The organism is Arcticibacter sp. MXS-1, from assembly GCF_041902385.1.
Taxonomy (GTDB): Bacteria; Bacteroidota; Bacteroidia; order Sphingobacteriales; family Sphingobacteriaceae; genus Arcticibacter.
The window spans coordinates 1,139,940-1,166,523 of sequence record NZ_CP169244.1 but is presented as its reverse complement, the minus strand read 5'-3'; the positions used below and the strand labels follow the sequence as shown (position 1 = coordinate 1,166,523).

Below are 26,584 nucleotides of genomic sequence, written 5' to 3'. Positions count from 1 at the left end.
GAATAGGAAAACTAAATGGAAATTTTACTGCTTATATTTTTACCTCTGATTGGTGCTCTTGCTGCATCGTTGTTTGGTAAATCTCAACAGGCAAGAACAGTCGCCTTTGTTTCGTCTGTATTATCATTAGGACTTACTGCCTATCTTCTTTCCCTTTTTAATCCCGATTCTGCTGCTCCCCAGTTTGTTTATGACTACCCCTGGTTTCTTTCTTTTGGGATCCGTTTCCAGGCGGGTATAGACGGAATCAGCATGATTCTGGTACTCCTGACGAATGTTTTGGTGCCACTGATCATCCTTTCGAGTTTTAAGAACAGCTATAGAAGCCCCGGCGCGTTTTATGGTCTCATCTTGTTTATGCAGAGCGGGCTTTTGCTGGTGTTCACTGCACTCGACGCTTTCTTGTTTTATCTTGGCTGGGAAGCTGCACTGATTCCTGTCTACTTCATATGTGGAATGTGGGGAGGAGAGAACAGGATTCGTGTTAATATGAAGTTTTTCATATACACAGTATTCGGGAGTCTGATCATGCTGCTCGGTATTATTTACGTCGGTGCTCATACTCCCGACGGATACTTTGGATTACAATCTTTCTACCATTCTTCGGTGAGCCCTGGTGCTCAGGGATGGGTATTCCTGGCATTCTTCCTCGCATTTGCTATTAAGATGCCTGTTTTTCCGTTCCATACATGGCAGCCCGACACTTACACGGAGGCTCCGACAGCAGGGAGCATGCTTTTGGCTGGAATCATGCTAAAGATGGGCGTTTACGGGGTGATCAGGTGGCTTATCCCCGTGGTGCCGCTCGGCTACCTTCAGTGGGGGCCCTGGGTTTTAATGCTTTCTATCGTGGGGATAGTTTACGCTTCTATTATCGCTTTTACCCAAAAGGATATCAAGAGGCTTATTGCTTATTCATCTATCGGCCACGTAGGGCTCATTGCTGCAGGTTTGTTTGTATGGAATGTTGAGAGCTTGCAGGGAGCGATGATTCAGATGCTTAATCATGGGATCAATGTAGTTGGATTGTTCTTTATAGCCGATATTCTCATCCGCCGTTTACAGACCCGTGATACAGAAGGCATGGGTGGCATAGCCTCTGTGGCTCCGCAGTATGCGATCACTTTTCTCATCATTTTACTGGGAACAATAGCATTACCGCTTACTAATGGTTTCATAGGTGAGTACCTATTGCTGCTGGGCTTGTCAGAGTATAATATTTACGCGGCGGTAATTGCAGGTCTCACTATTATTTTCGGGGCGGTTTACATGCTCAGGATGTATCAGCGCGTTATGCTGGGTGGTACAAATGAACGGACTAACAGCTTTAAAGATATTGACGGACTAGAGAAGCTGGTGCTCGTAATATTGTGTGTCTTTGTGGTCGTGATCGGAGTTTACCCGAAGCCGATCCTTCATATTTCGGAGGCTGCGGTGAGGTCGCTTGTTCAACTGGTAGAAGGCAGGATGCACGGAACCAGTATCAATTTCTAGTTCAAAAACAGATTAAGGAAAATGAATGCATTAATTACGATATCCTTATTAGCACTTCTTATTTTATATCTAGGACTATTCAAGGCCAAGAGAGCGCTGCTGCCTGTAAGTTTACTTGGGCTGGCACTGGCTTTCATATTATCTACTTCTGAATGGAACCGCTTTGCAGAGCCGATCTTCAGCAACATGATGCATTTCGACAACTTTGCTGTTGCGTTTTCGGGGATCACAATTTTTACTACTTTTCTTATTTTGCTCTTGTCACGCGACTATTTCGAAAAGATTAGTGCCAATGTTGCTGAATATTACGCCTTAATTCTATTCTCTCTGGCAGGCATCATCCTGATGGTTTCTTTCCATAATCTCTCGATGCTGTTCATAGGAATAGAGATTATGTCGGTGTGCATGTACATCCTTGCAGGTATTCGGAAGAAAGACTTCTCCTCGAATGAGGCGGCCTTGAAGTATTTTCTAATGGGCGCTTTTTCTACAGGTTTTCTTTTGTTCGGCATTGCGCTATTATATGGTGCGTCAGGCTCTTTCGATATCCAGGGAATCCGTGATTATATTACCGCGACTCAAAAGCCATCTCCGTTGTTATACACTGGTATTATTTTGATGCTAATCGGAATGTGCTTTAAGGTTGGTGCTGCGCCTTTTCACTTCTGGACCCCTGATGTTTACGAAGGCTCGCCGTCTTTGATCACTGCCTATATGAGTACCGTAGTGAAGACAGCCGGCTTTGCTGCGTTTCTGCGGATCATGCTAAACTGCTTCGTAGTGAAGCAGGAGTTTATAATTCCTATATTAGTTGTTATTGCCGCGCTCTCCCTGCTGATTGGGAACATCACAGCGATCTACCAGCAGCACTTCAAGCGGATGCTCGCTTATTCCAGCATCTCCCATGCGGGCTATATGCTGTTTGGCCTGATCACACTAGATGGCTCGTCTGACAATGCTCTGTTTGTTTATGCTGCTGCCTACTCGGTTGCATCAATCATAGCGTTTGCTGTACTTATTTTGTTGCAGCGCGAAACAGGCAACGATAGTTTCGACAGCTTTAACGGACTGGGAAGAAAGAATCGGTTACTCGCCTTCTGCCTCACTGTATCCATGCTGTCTCTTGCTGGAATTCCTCTTACCGCGGGCTTCGTCGGCAAGTTTATGATGTTTAGCAGGAGTCTTGCGAGTTATCATACTATTCTGGTGGTGTTTGCAGTGGTAAATGCGGTAATCGCCATATTTTACTACTTCAGGGTTATTGTAGCCATGTATTTCAAGCAAGAGGAAAGGGTTGCGCTGGTTGTTCCGGCCTACTATAAGGTAGTCCTTGCTTTTTCAGCAATAGTCACTATAATCCTTGGTATTTATCCGGATCTGGTCGCGAGCCTGATTTGATCCATATTAAACTCAAAAATTATTTTAATATTCGTAGCTTTACGAATATACATTTATGTACGAGCTCTGGGATTACCTGCAACAATTTATTAACCCCGAACGTCTTTTGAGAGAAGGTGGTTTCTATCTTGTGTTATTCGTGGTGTTTGCTGAGACGGGCTTGTTCTTCGGGTTCTTCCTACCTGGCGATTATTTATTGTTTCTCGCAGGAATGTTCGTTGCAACGGGACGGCTCGATGCGTCTATTTACGCGCTGGTGGGGGGATTGATAGCTGCCGCTGTTTTGGGTAATTTCGTAGGTTACTGGTTTGGAAAAAAGACTGGCCCGGTGCTGTACCTTCGGAAGGATTCTTTCTTTTTCAAGAAGAAGTATATCCGGGCAGCAGAAGAATACTACGAAAAGCAGGGCGCTTTCGCTCTAATCATGGGGCGGTTTATTCCGATAGTAAGAACTTTTGCGCCTATTGTAGCTGGAGTAATAGGTGTTAATGTAAGAAAGTTTACGTTCTATAATATATCAGGAGCTGTATTATGGGTGTCATCCTTAACTTTATTGGGTTTTTTTCTGGGGAAGCGCTTCGAAAAACAAATAGATCAGTATCTGTTATATATCATTGTAGGATTCATCCTTATCACTGCGATCCCTCTGGTATGGACTTATTTTAAAAGAAAATTTCTTTTAAACAAAACTCAGAATAAGAAGTTGAACGAAAATATAAATGACTATGACTAATGACAATGCCTGGCACCGTGTGTCCCCAGGCAAGCAACTACCTGTTTTTGTTAACGCTATCATTGAAATTCCTAAAGGTTCAAAAGGAAAGTATGAGATCGACAAAGACTCAGGGCTTTTAAGGCTGGATCGAATCTTATTTTCTTCCGTCATGTACCCGGCGAACTACGGGTTTATTCCTCAGACTTATTGTGACGATGAAGACCCGCTGGATATCCTGGTCCTCTGTTCTGTGGATGTTTTTCCGATGTCTGTCATCGAAGCGAAGGTGATTGGTGTGATGCACATGGTGGATAACGGTGAGCAGGATGACAAGATTATAGCAGTGGCTAAGAATGACATGTCAGTGAACTATATTGACGATCTTGAGAGCCTGCCTCCACATACTATGAAAGAGATAGTGAGATTTTTTCAGGATTACAAAGCGCTGGAGCATAAGAATGTAACAGTTGAGCAGCTTATGGGCAGGGAAGAGGCTTATAAGGTTATTCAAGATAGCATAGAGTTGTATAACAATGCTATTATACCGAAGTTAGTGTAGCTAGATGGCGTTTCAAATTTTCCTTACTTTTTTCCTGGTATTACTGAACGGCTTTTTCGTTGCAGCAGAATTTGCTATTGTAAAAGTGCGGGCCTCCCAGATCGAAATTCAGGCTAAGTCAGGAAGTCGGATGGGAAAGACGGCCAAGCATATTACGCAGCACCTTGACGCTTACCTTGCCGCTACACAGCTTGGTATTACCCTGGCCTCCCTTGGCCTGGGTTGGGTTGGTGAAGAAGTGATGGAGCATTTGCTTAGTAACCTGCTTTACTCTTTCGGTGCAGGCACGGCATTTGTAACATCTTTTAGTACAACAGCAGCGCCTATCATTGCGTTTGTATTGATAACTATTCTCCATATCGTATTTGGTGAGCTGGCGCCAAAGTCTATAGCGATTCAGCGGCCGATCGCCATAACAATGGGGATATCGCTCCCCTTGCACTTCTTCTATTTTATATTCAGGCCTTTTATCTGGCTTCTGAACGGCTTTGCTAACCTGGTTCTTAAGCTCTTTGGTGTAAGTAATGTTGGCGTGCATGAGACTACGCACAGTTCGGAAGAACTTCAGTATCTTTTGGAGCAGGGTAAGGAGAGCGGAGTGCTCGACATTAACGAACATGAGCTGATCAAGAACGTCTTCGATTTCAATGAGCGCGTGGTGAAAAATATCATGGTACCGCGGACGAAGATTTCGGGCATTGAGATCAATATGCCTGAGGAGGACGTTCTGGACACGATATTGAAGGAGGGGTATTCGAGGATTCCCGTGTATGATGAGACGATAGATAAAATTATCGGTGTTATTCACGCTAAGGATGTTCTACCCATTATTGCCGGGAAGAAGGAGATGATCCTCAAAGATATTATCCGTAAGCCATACTTCATCCCTGAAACGAAGAAGATTAACGACCTGATGAAGGAGTTTCAGCAGAGGCGGATCCAGATAGCAATTGTACTGGACGAGTTTGGCGGAACTGCAGGAATGGTTACTCTTGAGGATATCGTTGAAGAGCTGGTTGGGGAAATTCAGGACGAGTTCGACGAGGAGAAGCCCATTGTAGAAAAGGTCTCTGATCACGAGTTCATTGTTAATGCTTCCGCTACGATCTATGATGTGAATGAATATCTGCCACATGATTTACCGGAAGACGAGGATTACGATACTGTAGGAGGCCTGGTGGGTGACCTGTTCGGCAAAATTCCGGAAGTTGGCGAAAGAAAGGAATTTTACGGATATACCATCACTATTCTTAAAAAGACTGAGCAGAATGTTGAGTCTGTCAAACTGGACCTCGTGATCAACCACGAGGATGCTGTAGATACACGTTAAAAATTAAAGGTCATGCACCTTTTCTATACTCCTGATATTTCCGGTGCCACTTACACCCTAAGTGAAGAAGAGAGCCGACATTGCGTAAAGGTCCTCAGACTGAACGTGGGGGAAACCGTATACCTTGTAGACGGAAGAGGTGGCTTCTACACAGCGATGCTCGCTGACGCTGATGCCAGAAGAGCGGTACTTAACATTGTTGAGCATCAGGAAGAATATGGAAAGAGAAGCCATTATCTCCACATCGGGATAGCACCTACTAAGAATATTGAACGATTTGAGTGGTTTCTTGAGAAGGCTACCGAAATTGGTATTGACGAAATAAGTCCCATAATCTGCGACCGTTCCGAGAGACGCGAGATAAAGACTGCCCGCCTGAATAAGATCATTACAGCGGCTGTCAAACAGTCTCTCAAGGCCTATCATCCCTTACTTAATGAGCCGGTGCATCTCAGGGAGTTCCTTCTGAGGAACAAGAGCAAGATGCAGACGTTTATGGCGCATTGTATGGAAGGGGATAAACTGCCGTTAAAATCGGTTCTTCGCCTTTCTCATCCCTGCACAATACTTATAGGTCCCGAAGGCGATTTTACTCCTGCTGAGCTTAAAATGGCGCTCGACACGGGAGCTGAGGCCATATCATTGGGAACGGCAAGACTGCGAACTGAAACGGCCGGGTTAGAAGCCTGTTTTGAAGTGAACTTTTTAAACCGATAGCCTATGAGACGACGTCAGTTCCTGTCGACTTCGCTGTCTTTATTGCCTACGCTTATTTTGGGCTGGAAAAAGCGCTCCTATCGGCTTGGGCGTCTTAAATACAGCGGAGGAGGAGACTGGTACGCCAACCGGACTGCTCTTCCTAATCTCATCACTTTCTGTAATGACCGCATTGGTACTAATTTGGAAGCTCAGGAGGGAATAGTAGAGCCGGGCAGCCCGGAGTTATTTAATTACCCTTTCATCTATATGACGGGACATGGTAACGTCTCCTTTTCTGAACAGGAAGGTCGCAATCTGCGAAGATACCTTGCAGGTGGCGGCTTCCTTCATATTGACGATAATTACGGGCTTGACCCCTTTGTGCGACCTCAAATGAAGAAGGTTTTTCCCGAGCTGGATTTCAAAGAGCTTGGAGCTAACCATTCAATATATCAACGGCCTTTCAGTTTCCCATCCGGGCTTCCCAAGATACATGAGCACGACAACAAAAGACCACAGGGCTTTGCGTTGATTTACAAAGGAAGGCTGTGTTGCTTCTATACGTATGAGTGCGACCTCGGCAACGGCTGGGAAGACTATGGTACTTATCAGGGCGACTCAGAGAACACGCGGCAGAAAGCGTTAAAAATGGGAGCCAATCTTATTCAATATGCCTTTACCCAATAGGCAGGCCTCGCCCGCTCTGCCGGGGTAAAGAAACACGCCTTTTGAGTGCGTTAAAAAGAAAGCTGCAATTTTCCCGGTTGGGCACATCTCATTAGCAGTGCAGCCTGATCAATACACGACCCGGCGTTAGTATCATCTGATCAGAATTGTTTTTATACGAAAACAGGCTGTCCCCTGAAAGGACAGCCTGTTACTGTTATATCGTATCGGCCCGACGAACCCATCTTGACCTTCAATTCTTAATGGCCTTACTTTGCCTGCACGATAAAGATAAAGTAATGGATCAAAGAGAAAGAATGAAGGCAGAGGTTGAGCGCTGGCGTCAGAGCGGGCTTACCCAAAAAGAGTTTAGTCAGCAATTAGGAATGAAGGTGGCAACCTTTGCCTACTGGGTATCACGCAGCAAAGAACCGGAAAAGAAGAAAGGGTTTATCCCCCTGGTCCCTCGGGCGGAGTCTGTAGAGGCCATAGAAGTTAGTTACCCTAACGGCGTGCGCATCAAAGTACCGGCTTCTGATATGAAGATCATCTCTCAGCTCATTCATCTGTATTAATGTTCAGCCTGAACTCCTCTCACCGGTATTTTCTCTATCAGGGCCATTGTGATATGCGAAAAAGTTTCGACGGTCTGTGTGGTTTAGTCAGTTCAGAGCTCAAAAGGGAAGTATCTTCAGGAGAAGTCTTTGTTTTCCTCAACCGCCAGCGCACCCATATTAAGCTGTTGCACTGGGAACACGGCGGCTTTGTATTATACTATAAGCGGCTCGAACAGGGTACTTTCCCTACTCCCAAAAAGGAGCAGCTGAGCTGGGCAGATCTGGTGCTGATGATCGAAGGGATACAGGTTCACAAGAGCCGGCAATTACGACGTTATCAGGCATAAAAAGAGGCTTTTTTCTTGCATAGACGGCCTTTTTTGTGTAATTTCATGCCATGGATATGGCACTGGAATCACTCTCAAAAGAACAATTAATTGCTCTTTTGCAACGCAAAGATGCCACCATAGAAAGACAGGACGAAAAGATCACCTACCTCAAAGCCCGGGTCGACCTTTTAGAACGTCTGCAGTTCGGCCAGAAGCGAGAACGCTTTGAAGGTGACCCTGCACAAGGCGTATTGCCATTTGAAGCTCAGCCGGAAGCAGAAGCCATTCAGCAGGAAGAAATCAAAGAACAGATCACCTATACCCGTAAGAAGCAGTCTGCACATAAAGGCCGCGCTGCCTTGCCTGCCCATCTTCCTGTAGAAGAAATCGAGATCCACCCTGAGGGTGATCTAACGGATATGGTCTGCATTGGAAAGGATGTAACCGAAGAACTGGAATGTGAGCCTGCCCGCTTCTTCATCCGTCGCTACATCCGTTATAAATATGCCGCTAAAAACGCAGAAGGAGTAAAAACGGGAGAGCTTCCTGAACGGGTCATTGATAAAGGCATTCCGGGAGCAGGGCTGCTGGCCATGATCCTCACTGATAAATACATGGATCATTTGCCGCTCTACCGGCAGAAACAACGCTTTGCCAGGGAGAACATCCCCATAGCCTCCTCTACCATTGAAGGCTGGGTCAAACAGGCACTGGAAAGACTGGAACCACTCTACCAGCAACTCAGGTTTGATATCAAAGCCAGAGGGTATTTACAGGTCGATGAGACCTCGATCAAAGTATTGGAAAGTGATAAGAAAGGTGCTGCCCATATGGGCTGGTATTGGGTCTACCATAGTCCTTTGGATGGATTGGTGCTGATGGACTATCAGCCTACCCGGGGTGCGGCAGCCACTACGGAGATGCTGAAACACTTTAGAGGATACCTCCAGAGTGACGGGTACGCCGTCTACCAAAAGATAGGACAGCGGACAGAAGTAACACCGGTAGCCTGCTGGGCTCATGCCAGAAGAGAGTTTGAACGGGCACTGGATAATGATAAAACCAGGGCAACCAAAGCCTTGTCGCTTATCCAGGCTTTATATGCAGTAGAGCGAAAGGCAAAAGGGATCTGGACCAAAATCTGTGGACTAAGCAAATAATTTCATGAGTCTGAAGAGAAAAAAATTAACATTTCCTACCCCTCGGTACTGAGCTCTGAAAGCCTTAATTTTGGCATTGAAAGATTCGGCTGAAGCGTTTGTACTTCGGTTATCAAAGTAGTTCAAGATATTGTTGTGGTAGAGATTGATGGTTCTGGCAATGGTATTAAAAGATTTAAAGCCGGATTGCTCCACCTTCTCGTTCCACCGGGCCAGTCTTGCAAAGGCGTAGAGCTTATCTTTGGTGTTGCTGAATATCCAGGATAAGCCCCGGGTTAGCTGATAAGCTTTTTCCAGGGAAGGATATCGTTCAAAGAGCAAGCAAGCCCGCTCTGCCTGTTCAGCACTCCAGTTTTGTTGGTCCTTGTAGAGCAGATAGCGGCTTCTGGCCAGTAACTGCTTCAAGGTATCGCCATTGGATAGTATTTCAGGTGAATAGTTTGTTTTAGTTGCTTTGGCTTCTTCCAGAGCCTGATTCTCTGCATCAATGGCTTCCCAGCGGTATTTGATCCGTATTTCCTGTAGCGCTTCTGTGGCTAACTGCTGCACATGAAAGCGATCAATGACCTGCGAGGCCAAAGGAAAGCACTTTTTAGCGATCAAACTCATGTTACCAGCCAGATCCAAGGTGATCTCTCTGACCTTATTACGAAGTCTTTGGGGGATCTTTTGAAGCAGTGGAATGATGTTCTCCGAACGGGTACCTTCCATAATAGCAACCAGAGTGCCCTTTTTGCCTCTAGCTTCTTTATTGGTGACCACCGTATAGAGCTCACCCTGGGAAAGACTGGTCTCATCTATAGAGAGATAAGGACCGATGTTCTGTGGGAAGATCAAGCCTTTACGGGCATCGGTACGGTGCTCCCAATTCTTGTATTCACTGAGTTGATCGCGATAATAGCGCTGCAGCTTCTTGCCTTTGATCCCGTAAAAGGAGGCGATCGTCTGCAGACTATGTGGCTGGGTATCGACTGATTGCTTTTAAAAAAGCCGCGAAATCACTGGTGATCCGCGTTCCTATTGCTACAACATTCCAATCTCGGTGAACGACCTTACCTGTGTCCAGATTCCACCATCTACGTCGCTTAACATGCAAATACACTTCCTGTCCCCGTATGGGAAAGTCCTGCAGAATCACTTCATCAAAGAAGCCTTTGGAGAGTAACTTGTTGGTCTTATATTCTACCGGAATGGAGTTGATCTCTTCCAGGTAAATATGAATCCCGGTAGTGTCTTTTTTGTGATCTGTCAATTGGAAATAATCGGATACCCCTTCAGGGATAATCAAGGGAAGTAGGGCTTTAAACGACTCGTGCATCTATCTAATTTCTGCACGCTAATATCTTACTTTTACTCTTCTCTCCACAACTTTTGTCCCTGTTCCGGCAAAAGAGGAAGGACTGAGTGCCCAGCAAATCAAAGCGCTTCGCCTGGAAGAATCTCTTCCGGTGATCAATGAACTGGGAAAATGGATCTTTCATGAGGTAAAGAATACCTTACCCAAAAGCCAGATCGGGAAGGCTATGCGCTATGCCATGGAGCGTTGGGATAAGCTAAGCGCCTATCTGCAGGACGGAAGCTTGTTGATTGACAATAACCAAATCGAGAATGCACTGAGGCCCATCTCTCTGGGTCGCAAGAACTACCTCTTTGCAGGAAGCCATGATGCAGCTGCCAGAGCAGGCATGATCTATTCCTTTTTCGCTATCTGCAAAAAGCATGAGGTGAATCCCCTGCAGTGGTTGAAACACGCCCTGCAAAACGTCATGACCATTAACCATAAGAACATTCGTGACCTCTATCCGCAGAATTATAAGAAACTAATCGAGTCCTAAAAGATGGGTTCGTCGGGCGGATACGTTATATCTCGTCTCGGTCTTATCTTGCCTTACTCGATGCCCTCGACTTAGGCTGCGAGAAGTGAGGTTTATACTTCGTGAAGATCTCGGTAGAACCAGTCATGTTCATGGCACATCTGAAACCAACTTCTGCACTTGACTCATCTTGCTGCATGAAGCGCCGGGTAGCAGGGTTCAGCCAGTACGCTCTGTCATTCCACGAGCCACCTTTGTATACCTTAGAATGGTCGTTGATCAAGGTTACAGTACCATAAAGCTGCTGATTTACAGTGTCTTTATATCCTCTCATGTCGGGATTGAAGTGTTTCGTGCTGGCGCTGCTGTCAGCTTTGCCATTAAGCTCGGCCCAAGTCTGCTTTCTGCGTGATTTCGCAGGATCCTTTATCGGCCGGCCGTACTTGTCCTTGGCATAGGTCCATTTGTTTTTGTCTTCCAGTCGTTTGTCGACATACTGATTTCCCCGGAAAGGATTGAAATCTTCGAAATCTTCAAATGAAAGCTTTCTGTAAGTGTCTTCTACCCATTCGTTGACATTACCTGCCATATTGTACAAGCCGAAGTCGTTTGGCATGTAGCTTCTAACAGGCGCTGTGATGTCTGCTTTATCATTCAGATAACCGCCAGTACCCATGTTATCACCTTCGCCTCTTTTGAAGTTGGCCATGATCAAGCCCTGTGTCTTCTTCTTTCCTGATCTTACGCCTAAGCCATCCCAGGGGTAAATACGGCCATCTTCGATATTTTCGTATTCAGTATTTCCTGCCAATGCGAGAGCTGCATATTCCCATTCTGCTTCTGTTGGGAGACGATAATGCTCTTTTAACACTCCATCTTCCCGTGTCACCGGCCTTCTTGGCACGGAGTTCCCTTTGCCTTTTCCAGCGGTTGTTGTTGTTGCAGTAGCAGCGGGATTTAAATTTCTCGGCATTTTCTTCCCGTCGATACCTTCTCCCTTATACTGCCCGTTTAGATATATATCTGTATTGAACGGATCTTTTGTTGCAGGAGCTGCAGCTGTGGTTTTTCCCTTGCCTCCCCCTTTGGTATTTCCGGCAAGCGACTTATAGTCGAGCAAAATTCCTTTTTCTCTTAATATTTGTTCGTTTACCCGGTCGGTACGCCATTCTGCATACTCTCTGGCTTGCTCCCAGCTTACTCCTACTACAGGATAGTCCTGGTAAGCGGGGTGCCGTAAGTAGTTTTCTACATAAGGTTCGTTATAAGACAGTGGTCGGCGCCAAACGAGTGTGTCGGGCAACGCGTTATAATAATACTCTCTGTCTTCCGGGAAATTCCGTTGTATCCAATAAAGGTATTCCCGCCAGTCAACATTCGAAACTTCCGTTTCATCCATATAGAACGAGGCTACTGTGACCCTTCTCCTGACATTGTCGTATTCGTAGGAGAGATCCTGAGCCAGGCTGCCTCCCATTACGAACGTTCCACCTTCAATGGCAATCAGTCCAGGCCCAGGGCCTGGTTGGATTTTAGGCGCTACAGAAAACCCGCCATTGTGTTTGTCATTGTAGGCCCAGCCTGTTTTTGAAGAAGCTCCAGCACTTTTTTTGCTACTTTTACATGAAGTCCCCAAGATTCCCAAAGCGCAAAGTCCCGCGGTAAAAAGTATTGATAATTTTTTCATTTAATTATGAGAGCTAAGATGCTAAAATAGTTATTAATCACCAGCATGGCAAAATCGTGTTTTTAAGGCGATTTCTCTGTTATACGTCGATTAAGAATGTGGGTTACACCAATTTAAAATTATGTGCTTCTTGCTATGAGAGTAGGGCCCGTTTGTAATCCCTTGCAATTAAAAAAACAGATACATATTAAAAATTTATACTTTTAATCCATGATGCGTCGGAGCAATAAGTTAAGGAGGTATATCTGGATCAGCTTGAGCGTTTTGCTGCAATGTTTTTCCGGCTATCTGCTAGCGCAAAACGCAGTCTCACAAGACGCTGGGAAGGCAGTTCGACGACTGGAAACGGCGGTCCCCTTTTTACTTGTAGCTCCCGATGCCCGGGCCGGGGCAATGGGCGAAACGGGAGCGGCAACCTCTCCAGATGCTAGCTCCGCTCACTGGAATCCGTCAAAGCTTGCTTTTGTATCCGACACGTTGGCCGTGTCATTATCATACAGCCCATGGCTGAGAACGCTTGTTTCAGACATGTATCTCGCTTATGTGAACGGATATTATAAGTTGGATGAGCGAAACACGGTAGGCGCTTCCTTTCGTTACTTCACGGCCGGTGACATTGAATTAAGAGAAAGTCCGGATCTGGCATATGGAACCTTCCGCCCCAACGAGTTTGCAATAGACGCGACCTATGCCAGGAAGTTTGGCAATAACTTTTCTCTCGGCACAAGCGTCCGGTTTATTTACTCAAATATCTCGAATGCTATGGTTACCCAGGGACAACAGGCGGGACCTGCTTCCGCTCTGGCAGCAGACGTTTCCGCTTACTATACCCATGCCACTACTTTTTCGGGCAGAGATCTTCTTCTTGCTTTCGGCGGTGCTATATCAAATATCGGAAGTAAAATAAGCTATTCAAATGAAGGTTCAGGTCTCTTTCTCCCGACAAACCTAAAGATAGGAACCGCCGCAACAGTTGCCAAAGGGAAGGGCGCCCTCACTTTCGCACTGGATGTAAACAAGCTTCTGGTCCCATCGCCGCCCCTTCGGGATTCTCAAGGAAAGATAGTGTCAGGTAGTGACCCGAACAAGTCAGTTCCCGCAGCGATGTTCGGATCGTTCAGCGATGCTCCTGGCGGATTTTCGGAAGAGTTAAAGGAAATATCGATTGCCACTGGCCTTGAGTATGTTTATAACAAGCAGCTCGCAGCAAGAATGGGATATTTTTATGAAAGTCGGGATAAAGGCGATCGACGCTACCTTACCTTTGGCGGCGGCTACCGCTATCAGAAATTCAATCTTGATTTTTCTTATCTTGCAGCCAGTCAGACCAGAAGTCCTCTGGCAAACACACTGCGCTTCACGATTGCGTATACAATAAGATAAAAAGCCGAAGATGGAAGGGATGTCTTTATTCCTTTCCCGGCGTATAAAATTATATTATGAAGATCAGAGTAGGATTTGGATTTGACGTCCATGAACTGAAGGAGGGGCATCCCTTTATCATAGGGGGTGTGAATCTTGAACATCATTCGGGTGCTTTCGGACATTCAGATGCAGATGTTTTACTGCATGCTATATGCGACGCTATACTTGGAGCGGCAAATTTGAGGGATATTGGCTACCACTTTTCCAATAAGGATGAACGTTGGAAAGGCATAAGCAGTCTTATTCTGCTAAAAGAATGTATCAGGTTAGTAGCCGAAAAGGGCTGGGCTATTGGGAACGTAGACGCGATGATCTGCCTTGAAGCTCCCAAAATTAATCCTCATGTTCCCGCGATGAAAAAGAACATTGCGTTGGCGATGGGCGTTTCTGAGGAAGACATCTCTATAAAAGCTACTACAAATGAAAGAATGGGATTTATCGGGAGAGAAGAGGGCGTAGTGGCTTATGCAGTCTGCCTTCTCGAAAAAGAGACGCTGAAGTAACTGAAGCCTTATTTTTTTTCAGGATCCGGGAGGTCGGAAAAATCAATTCCACATTTACAGTTTGATCCACAGCTTTTTTTAGCGTTGAAGTTTTTGTAAATCATGTTCCCTACATAGATCAGGGCGGCGATAAATAATATAACAACCAAAATTTCCTGTGCTCCCATAATACAAAGTTAAATTTATCTTAAGTCCTGATTGTCATTTATTTTTAACGTTTGCAAAAGCGCCGGAATGCCGATTTAAAAGCTTATCTTTGCCCAAATTTTTGAGAGCAGGTTTTTCATGCAGAATATTAGAAACATCGCAATTATTGCACACGTTGACCACGGTAAAACTACTCTGGTGGACAAGATTTTACACACATGTCAGTTGTTTAGAGATAATCAGGAGACTGGGGAGCTGATTTTAGATAACAATGATCTGGAGCGCGAACGGGGAATCACAATCGTCTCTAAAAACGTGTCTGTAAACTACAAGGGAATAAAGATCAATATCATTGATACCCCGGGCCACGCCGATTTCGGAGGAGAAGTAGAGCGTGTGCTAAAGATGGCGGACGGCGTGCTGCTCCTTGTCGATGCATTTGAGGGAGCTATGCCTCAAACTCGTTTTGTTACACAGAAAGCACTTGCATTAGGGTTGAAGCCTATTGTTGTGATCAATAAAGTGGATAAAGAGAACTGTCGGCCGGAAGAAGTTCATGAAGCCGTATTTGAATTGTTCTTTAACCTTGAGGCTACTGAGGAGCAGCTTGACTTCCCCGTCATCTACGGTTCGTCAAAGCAAGGATGGATGAGTACTGACTGGAAGAAGCAGACAGAAGATATTACGCCGTTGCTTGACGCCATTCTGGAGCATATTCCTGCTGCACCGGTCAACGAGGGAACGTTGCAGATGCAGATCACTTCCCTTGACTACTCTTCTTTTGTAGGCCGTATTGCTATTGGGAGAGTTGCAAGGGGAACTATAAAGGAGAATATGCCTGTGTCTCTGGTAAAGAGAGATGGCAAGATCCAGAAGTCAAGAATAAAGGAGCTGTATACCTTCGAGGGGTTAGGAAAGATCAAGGTTCAGGAAGTGAAATCCGGCGACATCTGTGCTGTTGTCGGAATTGAAGGTTTTGAGATCGGCGATACTATTGCTGACTTTGAGAATCCTGAACAGCTGGAGGTCATCCACATTGATGAGCCTACAATGAACATGCTTTTCACAATCAATAATTCCCCTTTCTTCGGAAAAGAAGGAAAGTTTGTGACCTCCCGTCATCTTCGTGATCGCCTGTATAAGGAGATGGAAAAAAACCTTGCACTGAAGGTAGTGGAAACCGAATCGCCCGACGCTTATCTCGTGTACGGAAGGGGCATTCTTCACCTGTCAGTCCTGATTGAGACCATGCGTCGTGAAGGTTATGAACTTCAGGTTGGCCAACCTCAGGTTATCGTTAAGGAAATTGACGGAGTTAAATGTGAGCCGGTTGAAACGCTGATTGTCGATGTACCTGGTGATGTAGCCGGTAAGGTGATCGAGCTTGTAACTCAGAAGAAGGGTGAACTTCTCGTTATGGAACCTAAAGGCGACCTGCAGCATCTTGAGTTCGAAATTCCTTCGCGCGGAATCATAGGCCTGAGAAATAATGTTCTTACTGCAACTGCGGGAGAAGCTGTAATGGCTCACCGCTTTAAGTCTTACGAGCCTTGGAAGGGGAATATCCCCGGTAGATTAAATGGCGTACTCGTTTCGATGGAGAAGGGCCAAACCACTGCTTACTCCATCGACAAGCTGCAGGACCGCGGACGTTTCTTTGTTGAACCGGGTGAAGATGTGTATGAAGGGCAAATCATGGGCGAGCACATCCGCGACAACGACCTCGTTGTCAACGTGGTGAAGGGCAAGCAGCTTACGAATATGCGTGCATCCGGAAGTGACGACAACGTACGTATCGCTCCGGCAATCAAGTTCTCTCTGGAAGAAGCGATGGAATACATCCAGAATGATGAGTATATTGAAATTACTCCGAAGAGCATGCGTCTGCGGAAGATATACCTTACAGAGAACGAACGGAAAGTCAATGCGAAGAAATTTGCATAAATAGCGAGTTCGTTTAACAAATAAAAAAGAGGCTGTATCATAAGTGATTTCAGCCTCTTTTTTTGTTGGTGGTTTTTCAGCTGCTTCAGTCTGTCATTGCTGATCGGGCAGCTATCAACAAGGAATAATTGACTCAGCCTGTTTTTATTGCCTCTTTAGCACTTTGCCCAGCACTCCATCTATCGTCTCATTCATCTCCGGAACAATATGCAGCATATAAAGCAGCCCGGTATAAGCCAGTGTAATCAAGCCCGACCTGATTACAATATCAGCCAAAAGAGGCATCACTGGGAGATACTGAACAAGGAACAGTATGGAAAGCCCCACAGCAAGGATATAGAAATTTTTCAGGTCGAAAGGCTGTAGTCCGAACTTCTTCCATATAAAGAGGTAACGATACAGGTTGAAAAGAAGGGTAGTAAGGGCGCTGGCAGCAGCTGCACCTGTAATGCCCCATTTGGGTATAAAAACGTAGTTGGCAGCAACGGTTAAGAAAATCAGCCCGAGGAAGAAGTAAGTATCGTATTTGTAATATTTAGAAGTAGCCAGGATCATTCCATTCATGCCGGTAGCCATATCGATTAGTCCCCCCAGGCTGACAAAGAAGATCACATACTTTCCGGCGGCATACTCCGGCGGTATCATTCGTAGAATGTTGTGTATGTTGGCCCAGATACCTACAAAAAAAGAAGGCCGATCAGCAATTGTGTGGAGCAGCTCTTCCGATAGATAGTTGAAATGCCGGCAAGATCATTTGATTTCCATTTTTCAGCAACGATTACTCCGCCAATCCGGTACATAATGCGTGAAGGCATTGCTACCACGGTCCCAAAAAACGCCGTAATGCCGTATATTCCGGTGAGAGAGGTGTTGATCATATCATTGATCATAATCCTGTCGATATATTGAATGATCATGGTCGACAGCCCTGTGATTACTGCAAAAAGGCTGACGCTGCTTAACATCTTCACGATGTCGGGACTCAGAAATTTAAAGTCGGGCCGGAGGTTCAGAGGCCCCCGTTGTCTTACCTTTAGAAATATGAGGATTGTAGGGATGACATTTGCAGCCAGCCAGATCCACACAAACTGAGAAAAGGGAAGAGGATGGATGAAGATCACCGCAAGCGCGCAGGCTACCGTGAGCTTTTGCAGGAATTCTTTCAGGATTGACCCGCTGGCCGCGTCGAGGAGCGCTACCCTGTTGTAATTGTCGAAGGAGCTAAATAGCAGCGTTCCCGTTGTAAGCACCAGTATGATGTTCCAGTAATCATGAAAGAAGGCTTCGTAGTTCGTGAACTGAAAAATAAAGGGTTTTAGACATAGAAACAGAATACAGATCAGAGCGCAGCCAGCCATGGGGACCGCAAGGGTGAGAAAGAGAAAGCCGTGATGATTGCTTTTTTCATCCCTGAAATATGGGAAGCAGCGAGTACTTGCCGAGAAGAAGCCGAGCGACCCGAACTGGGCAAGAATGATCGAGAAAGATAGAATGACTTCGAGATCGCCGTTTTGCTCTGTGCTTAGACCATGAGAACGTAACAGGGTAACACTAAAGAAGCCGATAATTACTCCCAGATAGGAGTAGATGCTGCCCTTAATCGTCTGTTTCCCTATTGTATTCATTCCCGTTATTGCCTCCTGTTATGGTTTTAGAAGCCAAACATATCAAAAATCTTCTAGCTGACGGTCACCCTGACCGTATTTCATCTCCTTGCCTTTATAGTTAAGCCTTATACTATATTTGTATATTCTTTCAGAAATTCATGGAACTTAAAAATAAAAAAGTAGTAGTTACGGGGGCCGACGGTTTTATTGGTAGCCACCTTGTTGAGCAGCTGCTCGACGAGGGATGTCAGGTGAAGGCGCTGGCAGTCTATAACTCGTTTAACAGCTGGGGATGGCTGGATACCTTGCCAAAGCATAAGCAGTCGGCCATTGAGGTCGTGTCAGGAGACGTTCGTGATCCTAACGGCATGAAGAACCTGGTGAAAGGAGCTGATGTGGTTTTCCATCTTGCCGCCTTGATTGCCATTCCGTACAGCTACGTGGCTCCTGACAATTATGTCGATACAAACATAAAGGGAACTTTGAATGTCTTGCAGGCCTCGCGCGACTATGACGTGCAGAAGGTTCTGATCACTTCCACTTCAGAAGTATACGGTACTGCGCTAAGAGTGCCAATAGACGAGAAGCACCCCAGGCAGGGGCAGTCTCCCTATTCTGCCACTAAAATAGGCGCCGACCATCTTGCAGAGTCCTTTTACAGAAGTTTTAACCTGCCTGTTGCGATTGTACGCCCCTTTAATACCTATGGCCCGCGCCAGTCCGCACGTGCAGTGATTCCGACGATTATTACCCAGCTTCTGGCCGGGAAATCGGAGATCAAGCTGGGATCCGTGAGCCCTACAAGAGATCTCGTCTTCGTAAAAGACACCGTTCGCGGCTTTGCAGAAATAGCGAAGTCAGACAAGACGATAGGAGAAGAGGTTAATATCGCCACTCAGAAGGAGATCAGTATAGGAGAGTTAGCGCAAACGCTGATCGACATCATTAACCCGAAAGCGCGGATAGTAACCGACGAAGTCCGGTTAAGGCCTGAGAAGAGTGAAGTCGAAAGGCTGCTGGGCTCCAATGTGAAGATCAGGGAGCTGACTAACTGGCGCCCGGAGTACGACCTGTCTTCCGGCCTGCAGGAAACAATTCAATGGTTTAGAGAACCCACAAACTTAAGTCAGTATAAAGCGGACTTGTACAACATATAAACATGAGCAATTCGGATATCATAGCCTTTGTCCGGTCGATATTTAAAGAACCAGAAGGCTTCATCCCGCTTCACGCTCCCCTTTTTGGCGGGAATGAAAAGAAGTACGTGTCTGATACGATAGAATCAACTTTTGTGTCTTCCGTAGGCAAGTATGTCAATCGTTTCGAGGAGATGATGCAGGAGATAACGGGCGCTAGATACGCGGTAGCAACAGTAAACGGGACGACGGCCCTGCACCTCGCCATGATCGTTGGGGGCGTAAAAGATGGAGATGAAGTTATTACCCAGCCGCTCACCTTTGTTGCAACTGCAAACGCAATCTCTCACTGCCGGGCTCTTCCGGTTTTTGTAGATGTTGACCGTGAAACGATGGGGCTTTCCCCCGATGCATTAAGCAGTTTCCTCAAAGACTATGCAGTAGTAAGGGGAAATGAGTGCTATAACAAACAGACCGGGCGCCGTATTTCGGTATGTATCCCCATGCATACCTTCGGATTTCCTGCTTTCATTGAGGAGATAGCAGAAGTATGCGCCGAATGGAAAATTGCGCTGATTGAAGACGCTGCTGAATCCATCGGGAGTTACGTCGGCAACCAGCATACGGGCACCTTTGGCCTTGCCGGAACGTTTAGTTTCAATGGAAATAAAACGATTACAAGCGGTGGGGGCGGAGCGATCGTCACCAACGATGAAGGGTATGCCAGACTCGCTAAACACCTTTCCACCACAGCTAAGCAGCCTCACACCTGGGAGTTTGTTCACGACCATGTGGCCTTCAATTACCGGATGCCCAATCTGAATGCGGCCCTTGCCTGCGCGCAGCTTGAACAGCTTCCGGTATTTCTGGAAAGGAAGCGGGCGCTCAGCAGCGAGTATGCCGGCTTTTTCCAGGATAGCGGCATCTCTTTTATTACAGAGCGCAAGGGTACTACTGCAAATTACTGGCTCAATGCGATCCTGTTTGCTGATCGTCCGGCCAGAGATAGCTTCCTTTCTGAATCCAATACTGAAAAGGTGATGTCTAGACCAGCCTGGGAGCTGATGAACCGTCTGCCTATGTACCGGAACTGTTTGAAAGGGGACCTGAGTAATGCTGAATGGCTGGAGGAACGCCTTGTGAATATTCCCAGTAGTGTACGAAATCAATGAACCGGAAAAAGCTTGCGTTGATAGGAGGAGGCGGACATTGCAGGTCCTGCATAGACGTGCTCGAACAAAGCGGCCTGTACTCCATCGAAGCCATTGTTGATGCGGAGAATAAGCTCGGCGAAAAGGTGCTGAGTTATGAGATCTCGGCAGCCGACAAAGACATACCTAATCTGCTGAAGGATGGCTGTTCGTTTCTGATTACCTTAGGGCAGGTAAAGACAGCGGCAAGGAGACGGGAGTTATACCTGTACCTGAAGCAGCTTGGCGCCGTTTTGCCACTGATTATCTCGCCGCGAGCCTATCTGTCTCCCTATGCTTCGGCCGGAGAGGGAAGCGTCTTGATGCATAACTCGGTGATGAATGCGGGCAGCACTCTGGCGGCCAACAGTATAGTCAATACCGGTGCGGTAATAGATCATGACTCCCATGTGGGTTCCCATGTTCATATCTCGACAAATGCAGTGATCAATGGAGGGTGTCTGATTGAAGATGGCTGTTTCATCGGGAGCAATGCGGTAGTCAACCATAACATCTCCATTGCCCGGAATGTTGTGATAGGATCGGGCACGGTGGTCAATAAGAGTATTAGGGATGCAGGCGTCTATGCGGGTAGCCCTGCCAGAAGAATATCATAATATGATAAAGACATTAATTATTGCAGAGGCCGGCGTCAATCATAACGGATCGCTTGATAATGCCAGGCGTCTGGTAGATTGTGCTGCAGAAGCAGGCGCTGACTTTGTTAAGTTTCAGACGTTTAAGGCCGATAAGATCATTTCAAAGAATGCCGCCAAGGCGGATTATCAGGTGAGAACTACCGGAGGAGCGGAGAGTCAGCTGGAGATGGTGAAGCGGCTGGAGCTCTCAGAAAGCGATCACTACGCACTGCTTGATCATTGCAAAAAGCGGGGTATTGAATTCCTGTCTACTGCGTTTGATTCAGAGAGTATCGATCTTCTGGTCAGCATGGGTATTAAATTGGGTAAGATCCCTTCCGGGGAGCTGACGAACCTGCCTTACCTGAGGAAAATGGCTGTCAGTTTTCCTCAGCTCATCTTATCGACGGGCATGGCCACCTCCGCGGAGATAAAAGACACGCTGGATGCTCTGCTTCAGGCAGGAGCAGATAAAAAGCAGCTAAGCATTCTTCATTGCAATACCGAGTATCCAACCCCGGTACAGGACGTTAACCTGCGCGCCATGTTGTCGATAAAAGAGCTTTTCGGCACTCAGGTAGGCTATTCCGATCATACCCGCGGTATCGAGATCCCTCTGGCTGCTGTAGCAATGGGTGCCACAATAATTGAAAAGCATTTTACGCTTGACCGAGCTATGGAGGGGCCGGATCACGCTGCGTCACTTGAGCCACCTGAGCTCAAGGCGATGGTACAGGGCATCCGGAACATCGAACAGGCTCTGCAAGGCTCAGGTTACAAAGAGCCTTCCGCCTCCGAGATCAAGAATATTACAATTGCCCGTAAAAGCATTGTAGCGGCGCGCGACATCCGGCAGGGAGAGGCCTTTACCCAAGAAAATATAACTGTAAAAAGGCCGGGCACCGGCATAAGCCCGATGAAATGGGACGAAGTTATTGGTACTTTAGCCCCCTGCGATTTTAAAGCTGATGAACTGATCCGGATATGAAAACCAGGATATGTGTCTTTACCGGAAGCCGTGCTGAGTATGGCCTCCTGTATCCTCTGATGAAGCTTCTGGCGGTACATGCCGACTTCCAGCTGCAATTACTCGTCTCCGGCATGCATCTCTCGTCTGAATTTGGACTTACCTATAAGCAAATTGAGAACGACGGGTTCCATATAGACGAAAAGGTCGAAGTCCTTCTGTCGGCCGACTCTGAAACCGCGATCGCAAAGTCAACCGGAATTGCGATGATGGGCTACGCAGATGCGTTGGCCAGGTTGCAGCCTGACTGGATGCTCGTGCTCGGCGACAGGTTCGAGGCCTTCGCTGCTGTCTCGACTGCTCACTTGAAGCGGATCCCTGTGATCCATTTACATGGAGGAGAGATTACAGAAGGCGCTACTGACGACGCGCTTCGCCATGCGATTACCAAGATGTCGTACCTTCATTTCACGTCGACTGAAAGTCACCGGAACAGGGTTATTCAACTTGGTGAGGACCCTTCCAGGGTTTTCAACACAGGGGCGATCGGCATAGACAATATTCAGGGCTTGAAATTGCTCGGCAGAGAGGAGCTGCAACAGTCGATTGATTTTGAGATAGGTGACCAGTGTGTGCTGATCACCTTCCATCCTGTGACTCTTGAAGAGCAAAGTGCGGCTGCACAGATTGAAGAGCTTCTTGCAGCCCTGGATGCTTTTCCCGAACTGCGGATTGTCTTTACCTTGCCTAATGCCGACGCTAACGGCAGAGTGATTATTAAGCGCATAGAGTCGTATGTGGAACAACACCGGGGACGCGCTAAAGCCTATCAAAGTTTGGGACAGCTCCGTTATCTGTCCCTGATGAAACACGCGAGGGCGGTTGTTGGAAACTCTTCAAGTGGTATCATTGAAGGCCCGGCCCTGGGAAAGGCTGTTCTGGACATCGGGGACCGACAGAAAGGAAGAACGCGCGCCGAATCTGTCGTAAATGTTGCTCCGCTGCGGTCAGAAATTACCGCTGGTCTTGCTCAGATACTTTCCGAATCCTTCTTTGATTATGCAAAAACGGTCACTAACCCATATGGAGCTGGTGGTACAGCGCCTGCTATAATGGCTATACTGGGGCAATATACGGGACGGCCCGCTTTAAAAAAGAAATTTTTTGATCTGTAATGGAAGATTTTGAAAGACTCCTGATTGCTCAGGACGCTACGCTGAGAGAGGCGCTACGGCAAATAGACCGACTTGCAATCATCGATGTCGATCTTTTCGTGGTTGCCTCCGGAAAACTTATAGGATCACTATCCGAAGGCGATATAAGAAGAGCTCTGTTGGATGGTTCGCCGATCGAGGCATCTGTTGACATTGCTGTCCACCGTAACTTTACTTATTTTACAACAGCCAAGCCCTCGGTTGAGGATTTGGCCAAATGCAGGCGCAGGAAAATACGCTATGTACCTGTTGTTGGTGAGAGTGGAGAAGTAACCGACATTATAGATGTGGAGACCTATCGGCCTTTGTTGCCTGTTGAAGCAGTTATTATGGCTGGCGGCAGAGGCGAACGGCTGCGTCCCCTAACCGATAACTGTCCCAAACCGCTTCTTAAGGTAGGCTCTAAGCCGATCATCGAACATAACATTGACCGGCTCGCTGCGCATGGTGTGCGCAACATCCATATCAGTGTCAATTATCTGGGTTATATGCTGAAGGAACACTTTGGTGATGGCGCTGAGAAAAAGGTGAGTATCAACTATGTTGACGAGGATAAGCCAATGGGCACTATCGGTGCTATCACACGTATCGAAAGTTTTTCAGAGGATACGGTCCTGGTGATGAACTCCGACCTTCTTACCGACATTGACATTGCCGACTTTTACGAAGAGTTTCAGGACGCGTCTGCGGATATGGCGGTCGCGGCTTCATCCTACAAAATAGATATTCCCTACGCGGTTCTCGAGGTAAACAGCAGAAACGAGGTGGTTTCACTGAAAGAGAAACCGCGATATACTTATTTCTCCAACGCCGGTATCTATCTGATAAAAAAATCGCTGATAAGCATGATCCCGGCAGGTCAACGGTATGATATGCCAACATTCATGGACGAACTGATCATGGCTGGCAGAAAGATCCTTACTTATCCCATCCGGGGATACTGGCTTGACATAGGACGGATAGAGGATTATATGAAGGCTCAGGAGGACATCAGACATCTCAAGTTATGAAAGACGCCCTGGTTCTGATTCCCGCACGCGGTGGGTCTAAAGGTATTCCTAAAAAGAACATTAAGCTCCTGGAAGGAAAGCCGCTTATTCAGTATTCAATTGATTTTGCCTTGTCGTTTACACGGCCTAAAAATATCTGTGTGAGCACTGACGACGACGAAATTATAGAGGTGGCGCAAAGCTGCGGCATTGGCGTACCTTTTAAAAGGCCGGAGGACCTGGCTACAGACAGCGCCGGATCACATGGGGTTATTCTTCATGCCTTGCGGTTCTATGAGGAGCAGGGAAAAAAGTTCGGGAAGGTTATTCTGCTGCAGCCTACTTCGCCTTTCCGAAATCTGGAAGACCTCAGGGCGATGGACCAACTATATTCTCCAGAAGTCGATATGGTGGTCTCCGTGGGTAAGCCGCACCATAATCCTTATTTTTCCTTGTTCGAAGAGAATGGCGACGGCTTTTTAGAGCTCTCCAAAAAGGGCCAGTTCTCCAGGCGGCAGGATTGCCCCGACGTATACTTCTATAACGGCTCTATTTATCTCATTAATCCCGACTCGGTGAGGCGTAAGCCGCTGAATCAGTTTACGAAGGTCAGAAAGTATGTAATGAGCGATCTTTATTCGGTTGATATAGACTCTCCGCTCGACTGGATGATTTGTGAAACAATACTGAGGACTAAGCTTCTTTAGTCTCTCTCCGCTTTTGGAAGGGTCACCCGTTCAAATGCATCAATATATGTTTTTGAACTGGCATTATAGATGGCGACCTTCTGCGATTTTGCATATCTGCTGAGTACTACATAGCTGTAAAATGCTTTTGCGAGAGAGGCAAAGTACGCATGAACTCCATAGGAGTCTGCTTTAATCGCCCGCTGTTTCAGATTGACCTGGGTGCCGCCGGTATTATAGAAGTGCTTATCCAGGGTAGCCACTGTATTGTTTTCATCTACGATGAGCTGCTCGTGCCAGGAATGGTCTGCTCCCAGTAAAAATACCTTTTCATAGTGCCTGTTAATAGTGAGATAGATCGACGCTGCCAGGATGTTCTGGCACTGAGGCATGGCGAGGTTGTGACGGAAGAACCAATGTGCGATACTGCTCGATCCCTTGAATACCACGTAATTAAAAAATGCTACCCGGATGTTGCGATTCTTTGATTGCAGTTCCTTCCAGAAAGGGTTCGCTCTTGTCGATGCAGGTACAAAGAGGGTAAGGGGCCAGGACGTGTCAGCAATCATATGCTCAAACGTCTGTTTGACGGTAGGAATCGGTGTATTCTGCCCGTCATACCCGGTGAAGTACTGATCCAGAAAAACATAGTTCGCGGGCCTCAGACGCACATAATATTCTGAGATGGCGAAGCCATTTACAACGTACAATTCCGACTGCGAAAGCAGGTCGGAATGTGAGCGAAGTGATTCTGCCAGCGAGGGTCCGTTACCCAGGATATAACATTCCTTTTTTGTACTTGCAGGTAACGTTAGCCCTGGTTTTGCTTGCAGCAGTATCTTGATGATGGAGAGTGCGGTGTTGATTGAAGAAGAGACGGCTGACGCGGCTCTGCTATAAATGTTCTGTAACATGGTGTTTGATTTAGAGATCGGGACTTTCTTTATTTAGTCGCCTGTAATACAATGTAAGGCGACAAAGCCCGCGATTCGAATCTGAATGTTTTAGTAATCACCTTTCCGGCGAACCAGACGGATTTCATGAAAAGTTTTGTAAGTGCTGACACGCTGTTCTTATTTTCCAGCCAAACGCTGAATCCTCCATAATAGGATGCTTTTACGTCCTTCAGGTTCAGCTCTACAGCGATCGACCGGAGCAGGTCCGGATCCATGGATGCAATATTGTGCTTTTCATAATTCTCCAGGTCAAACTCTTTCTGAAACCAGCCGTTCACTCCCCGGAAGTTAGGAAGAGTAATGAATAACGTTCCTCCGGGCTTAACAAACTGAACATGCCGCTGAATGATGTCGCGGGTGTCGTTGAAATGTTCAATCAGCCCGCAGGACAAAACGAGATCGTATTGCTGTGGAGTACTACAGTTGAAAAGGTCAGCTTCTATAACGTGGATGTCACCTTCGGTGAGGCCGTTTGCCTGTAGCACTTGCTGGAGAATGCCGGGATGAACAAAGTAGTCGAGCAAAGTGCTGGATATATGGAAATGCTTCTTTAAGAAAATTGCATAATAGCCTGGAAAGCCGCCGAGCTCTATTGCTTCTGCAGGCTGCTTCTTCTCAACGATTGCCGATAGATGCTGATGGAAAAGATAGTTCCTGTTCACCGAAAAAGCGAGTCCCTTCTTCGATTCCCAGTATTTGCTCCAAAAGCTACGATCAGTCAGGGTATTGGACATACTTCTACAAAGAAAGAAAAAAATGAGAAGAAAGACTTCT

27 protein-coding genes and 2 pseudogenes are annotated in these 26,584 nt (G+C 46.6%); 21 read left to right on the top strand and 8 right to left on the bottom strand.

Annotated elements, in window-relative coordinates:
* Positions 1-15: 15 nt before the first annotated feature.
* The 10 genes and pseudogenes from ACES2C_RS04820 to ACES2C_RS04775 all read left to right on the top strand — a co-directional run.
* Positions 16-1,494, top strand: a complete 1,479-nt coding sequence (locus ACES2C_RS04820; RefSeq protein WP_374165868.1) for a NuoM family protein — start codon at positions 16-18, stop codon at positions 1,492-1,494.
* Between the two features lie 21 nt (positions 1,495-1,515).
* On the top strand, positions 1,516-2,892 hold the full coding sequence (locus ACES2C_RS04815; RefSeq protein ID WP_374165867.1) for an NADH-quinone oxidoreductase subunit N: 1,377 nt from the start codon (positions 1,516-1,518) through the stop codon (positions 2,890-2,892).
* Between the two features lie 55 nt (positions 2,893-2,947).
* A complete protein-coding gene (locus ACES2C_RS04810; protein WP_374165866.1) occupies positions 2,948-3,625 on the top strand; it encodes a DedA family protein in 678 nt (225 codons plus the stop codon).
* Positions 3,618-4,166, top strand: coding sequence for an inorganic diphosphatase (locus ACES2C_RS04805; RefSeq protein WP_374166907.1), 549 nt, complete (start codon positions 3,618-3,620; stop codon positions 4,164-4,166). Before ACES2C_RS04810 ends, ACES2C_RS04805 begins: the two co-directional genes overlap by 8 nt.
* A 4-nt stretch (positions 4,167-4,170) precedes the next feature.
* Positions 4,171-5,496: a hemolysin family protein gene (locus ACES2C_RS04800; RefSeq protein WP_374165865.1), complete on the top strand. Its 1,326-nt coding sequence runs from the start codon at positions 4,171-4,173 to the stop codon at positions 5,494-5,496.
* A gap of 12 nt (positions 5,497-5,508) precedes the next feature.
* Positions 5,509-6,213, top strand: a complete 705-nt coding sequence (locus tag ACES2C_RS04795; RefSeq protein WP_374165864.1) for a 16S rRNA (uracil(1498)-N(3))-methyltransferase — start codon at positions 5,509-5,511, stop codon at positions 6,211-6,213.
* A gap of 3 nt (positions 6,214-6,216) precedes the next feature.
* Complete coding sequence (locus tag ACES2C_RS04790) at positions 6,217-6,882, top strand: DUF4159 domain-containing protein (protein WP_374165863.1); 666 nt, start codon at positions 6,217-6,219, stop codon at positions 6,880-6,882.
* 278 nt (positions 6,883-7,160) lie between these two features.
* The gene (locus tag ACES2C_RS04785) at positions 7,161-7,436 is read left to right on the top strand and encodes a helix-turn-helix domain-containing protein (RefSeq protein WP_141815795.1); all 276 of its coding nucleotides are present in this window, start codon (positions 7,161-7,163) and stop codon (positions 7,434-7,436) included.
* Positions 7,436-7,765 (top strand): IS66 family insertion sequence element accessory protein TnpB, encoded by a 330-nt coding sequence (gene tnpB, locus ACES2C_RS04780; protein WP_374165862.1) that lies wholly within the window; start codon positions 7,436-7,438, stop codon positions 7,763-7,765. Before ACES2C_RS04785 ends, tnpB begins: the two co-directional genes overlap by 1 nt.
* Positions 7,766-7,815: 50 nt before the next feature.
* Positions 7,816-8,871: pseudogene (locus ACES2C_RS04775) on the top strand (IS66 family transposase); the annotation flags it as partial.
* 24 nt (positions 8,872-8,895) lie between these two features.
* Here the strand turns inward: ACES2C_RS04775 and ACES2C_RS04770 are convergent.
* Positions 8,896-9,744 (bottom strand): transposase, encoded by an 849-nt coding sequence (locus ACES2C_RS04770; RefSeq protein WP_374165861.1) that lies wholly within the window; start codon positions 9,742-9,744, stop codon positions 8,896-8,898.
* Between the two features lie 115 nt (positions 9,745-9,859).
* The gene (locus ACES2C_RS04765) at positions 9,860-10,225 is read right to left on the bottom strand and encodes a transposase (RefSeq protein ID WP_374163170.1); all 366 of its coding nucleotides are present in this window, start codon (positions 10,223-10,225) and stop codon (positions 9,860-9,862) included.
* A 55-nt stretch (positions 10,226-10,280) separates the two neighbouring features.
* Between ACES2C_RS04765 and ACES2C_RS04760 the strand changes: the two are divergent.
* A pseudogene (locus ACES2C_RS04760) lies at positions 10,281-10,742 on the top strand (transposase); the annotation flags it as partial.
* 43 nt (positions 10,743-10,785) lie between these two features.
* Here the strand turns inward: ACES2C_RS04760 and ACES2C_RS04755 are convergent.
* Entirely contained in the window at positions 10,786-12,408 is a 1,623-nt protein-coding gene (locus ACES2C_RS04755; protein ID WP_374165860.1) for an SUMF1/EgtB/PvdO family nonheme iron enzyme, read from the bottom strand.
* Positions 12,409-12,618: 210 nt separating this feature from the next.
* On the opposite strand from ACES2C_RS04755, the gene porV reads away from it, so the two are divergent.
* On the top strand, positions 12,619-13,791 hold the full coding sequence (porV, locus tag ACES2C_RS04750; protein ID WP_374165859.1) for a type IX secretion system outer membrane channel protein PorV: 1,173 nt from the start codon (positions 12,619-12,621) through the stop codon (positions 13,789-13,791).
* Positions 13,792-13,847: 56 nt separating this feature from the next.
* Positions 13,848-14,336, top strand: a complete 489-nt coding sequence (gene ispF / locus ACES2C_RS04745) for a 2-C-methyl-D-erythritol 2,4-cyclodiphosphate synthase (protein WP_374165858.1) — start codon at positions 13,848-13,850, stop codon at positions 14,334-14,336.
* An 8-nt stretch (positions 14,337-14,344) separates the two neighbouring features.
* Here ispF and ACES2C_RS04740 read toward each other — a convergent pair whose 3' ends face one another.
* The gene (locus ACES2C_RS04740) at positions 14,345-14,503 is read right to left on the bottom strand and encodes a FeoB-associated Cys-rich membrane protein (RefSeq protein WP_374165857.1); all 159 of its coding nucleotides are present in this window, start codon (positions 14,501-14,503) and stop codon (positions 14,345-14,347) included.
* 118 nt (positions 14,504-14,621) lie between these two features.
* On the opposite strand from ACES2C_RS04740, the gene typA reads away from it, so the two are divergent.
* Positions 14,622-16,427, top strand: coding sequence for a translational GTPase TypA (gene typA, locus ACES2C_RS04735; RefSeq protein ID WP_374165856.1), 1,806 nt, complete (start codon positions 14,622-14,624; stop codon positions 16,425-16,427).
* Positions 16,428-16,571: 144 nt separating this feature from the next.
* Here the strand turns inward: typA and ACES2C_RS04730 are convergent, their stop codons facing one another.
* Both ACES2C_RS04730 and ACES2C_RS04725 read right to left on the bottom strand, forming a co-directional pair.
* Entirely contained in the window at positions 16,572-17,072 is a 501-nt protein-coding gene (locus ACES2C_RS04730) for a polysaccharide biosynthesis C-terminal domain-containing protein (protein ID WP_374165855.1), read from the bottom strand.
* 32 nt (positions 17,073-17,104) lie between these two features.
* On the bottom strand, positions 17,105-18,052 hold the full coding sequence (locus ACES2C_RS04725; RefSeq protein ID WP_374165854.1) for a lipopolysaccharide biosynthesis protein: 948 nt from the start codon (positions 18,050-18,052) through the stop codon (positions 17,105-17,107).
* 140 nt (positions 18,053-18,192) lie between these two features.
* On the opposite strand from ACES2C_RS04725, the gene ACES2C_RS04720 reads away from it, so the two are divergent.
* From ACES2C_RS04720 to ACES2C_RS04690, 7 genes are read left to right on the top strand one after another with little or no spacing between them, the layout of a single operon-like run.
* Positions 18,193-19,191 carry an NAD-dependent 4,6-dehydratase LegB gene (locus ACES2C_RS04720; protein WP_374165853.1) on the top strand — a complete coding sequence of 333 codons (999 nt, stop codon included), beginning with the start codon at positions 18,193-18,195 and terminating at the stop codon, positions 19,189-19,191.
* A 2-nt stretch (positions 19,192-19,193) separates the two neighbouring features.
* Entirely contained in the window at positions 19,194-20,342 is a 1,149-nt protein-coding gene (locus ACES2C_RS04715; RefSeq protein ID WP_374165852.1) for a LegC family aminotransferase, read from the top strand.
* On the top strand, positions 20,339-20,977 hold the full coding sequence (locus ACES2C_RS04710; protein ID WP_374165851.1) for an acetyltransferase: 639 nt from the start codon (positions 20,339-20,341) through the stop codon (positions 20,975-20,977). The genes ACES2C_RS04715 and ACES2C_RS04710 overlap by 4 nt, the downstream gene beginning before the upstream one ends.
* A 1-nt stretch (position 20,978) precedes the next feature.
* Positions 20,979-21,986 (top strand): N-acetylneuraminate synthase, encoded by a 1,008-nt coding sequence (gene neuB, locus ACES2C_RS04705; RefSeq protein ID WP_374165850.1) that lies wholly within the window; start codon positions 20,979-20,981, stop codon positions 21,984-21,986.
* On the top strand, positions 21,983-23,140 hold the full coding sequence (gene neuC, locus ACES2C_RS04700) for a UDP-N-acetylglucosamine 2-epimerase (RefSeq protein WP_374165849.1): 1,158 nt from the start codon (positions 21,983-21,985) through the stop codon (positions 23,138-23,140). The genes neuB and neuC overlap by 4 nt, the downstream gene beginning before the upstream one ends.
* A complete protein-coding gene (locus tag ACES2C_RS04695) occupies positions 23,140-24,189 on the top strand; it encodes a nucleotidyltransferase family protein (RefSeq protein ID WP_374165848.1) in 1,050 nt (349 codons plus the stop codon). Before neuC ends, ACES2C_RS04695 begins: the two co-directional genes overlap by 1 nt.
* On the top strand, positions 24,186-24,875 hold the full coding sequence (locus ACES2C_RS04690; RefSeq protein ID WP_374165847.1) for a cytidylyltransferase domain-containing protein: 690 nt from the start codon (positions 24,186-24,188) through the stop codon (positions 24,873-24,875). Before ACES2C_RS04695 ends, ACES2C_RS04690 begins: the two co-directional genes overlap by 4 nt.
* On the opposite strand, the gene ACES2C_RS04685 is transcribed toward ACES2C_RS04690, so the two are convergent.
* Together ACES2C_RS04685 and ACES2C_RS04680 are read right to left on the bottom strand one after the other, a co-directional pair.
* Entirely contained in the window at positions 24,872-25,768 is an 897-nt protein-coding gene (locus ACES2C_RS04685; protein ID WP_374165846.1) for a hypothetical protein, read from the bottom strand. The genes ACES2C_RS04690 and ACES2C_RS04685 overlap by 4 nt on opposite strands.
* Before the next feature lie 29 nt (positions 25,769-25,797).
* The gene (locus ACES2C_RS04680) at positions 25,798-26,544 is read right to left on the bottom strand and encodes a class I SAM-dependent methyltransferase (protein ID WP_374165845.1); all 747 of its coding nucleotides are present in this window, start codon (positions 26,542-26,544) and stop codon (positions 25,798-25,800) included.
* Between the last annotated feature and the right edge of the window lie 40 nt (positions 26,545-26,584).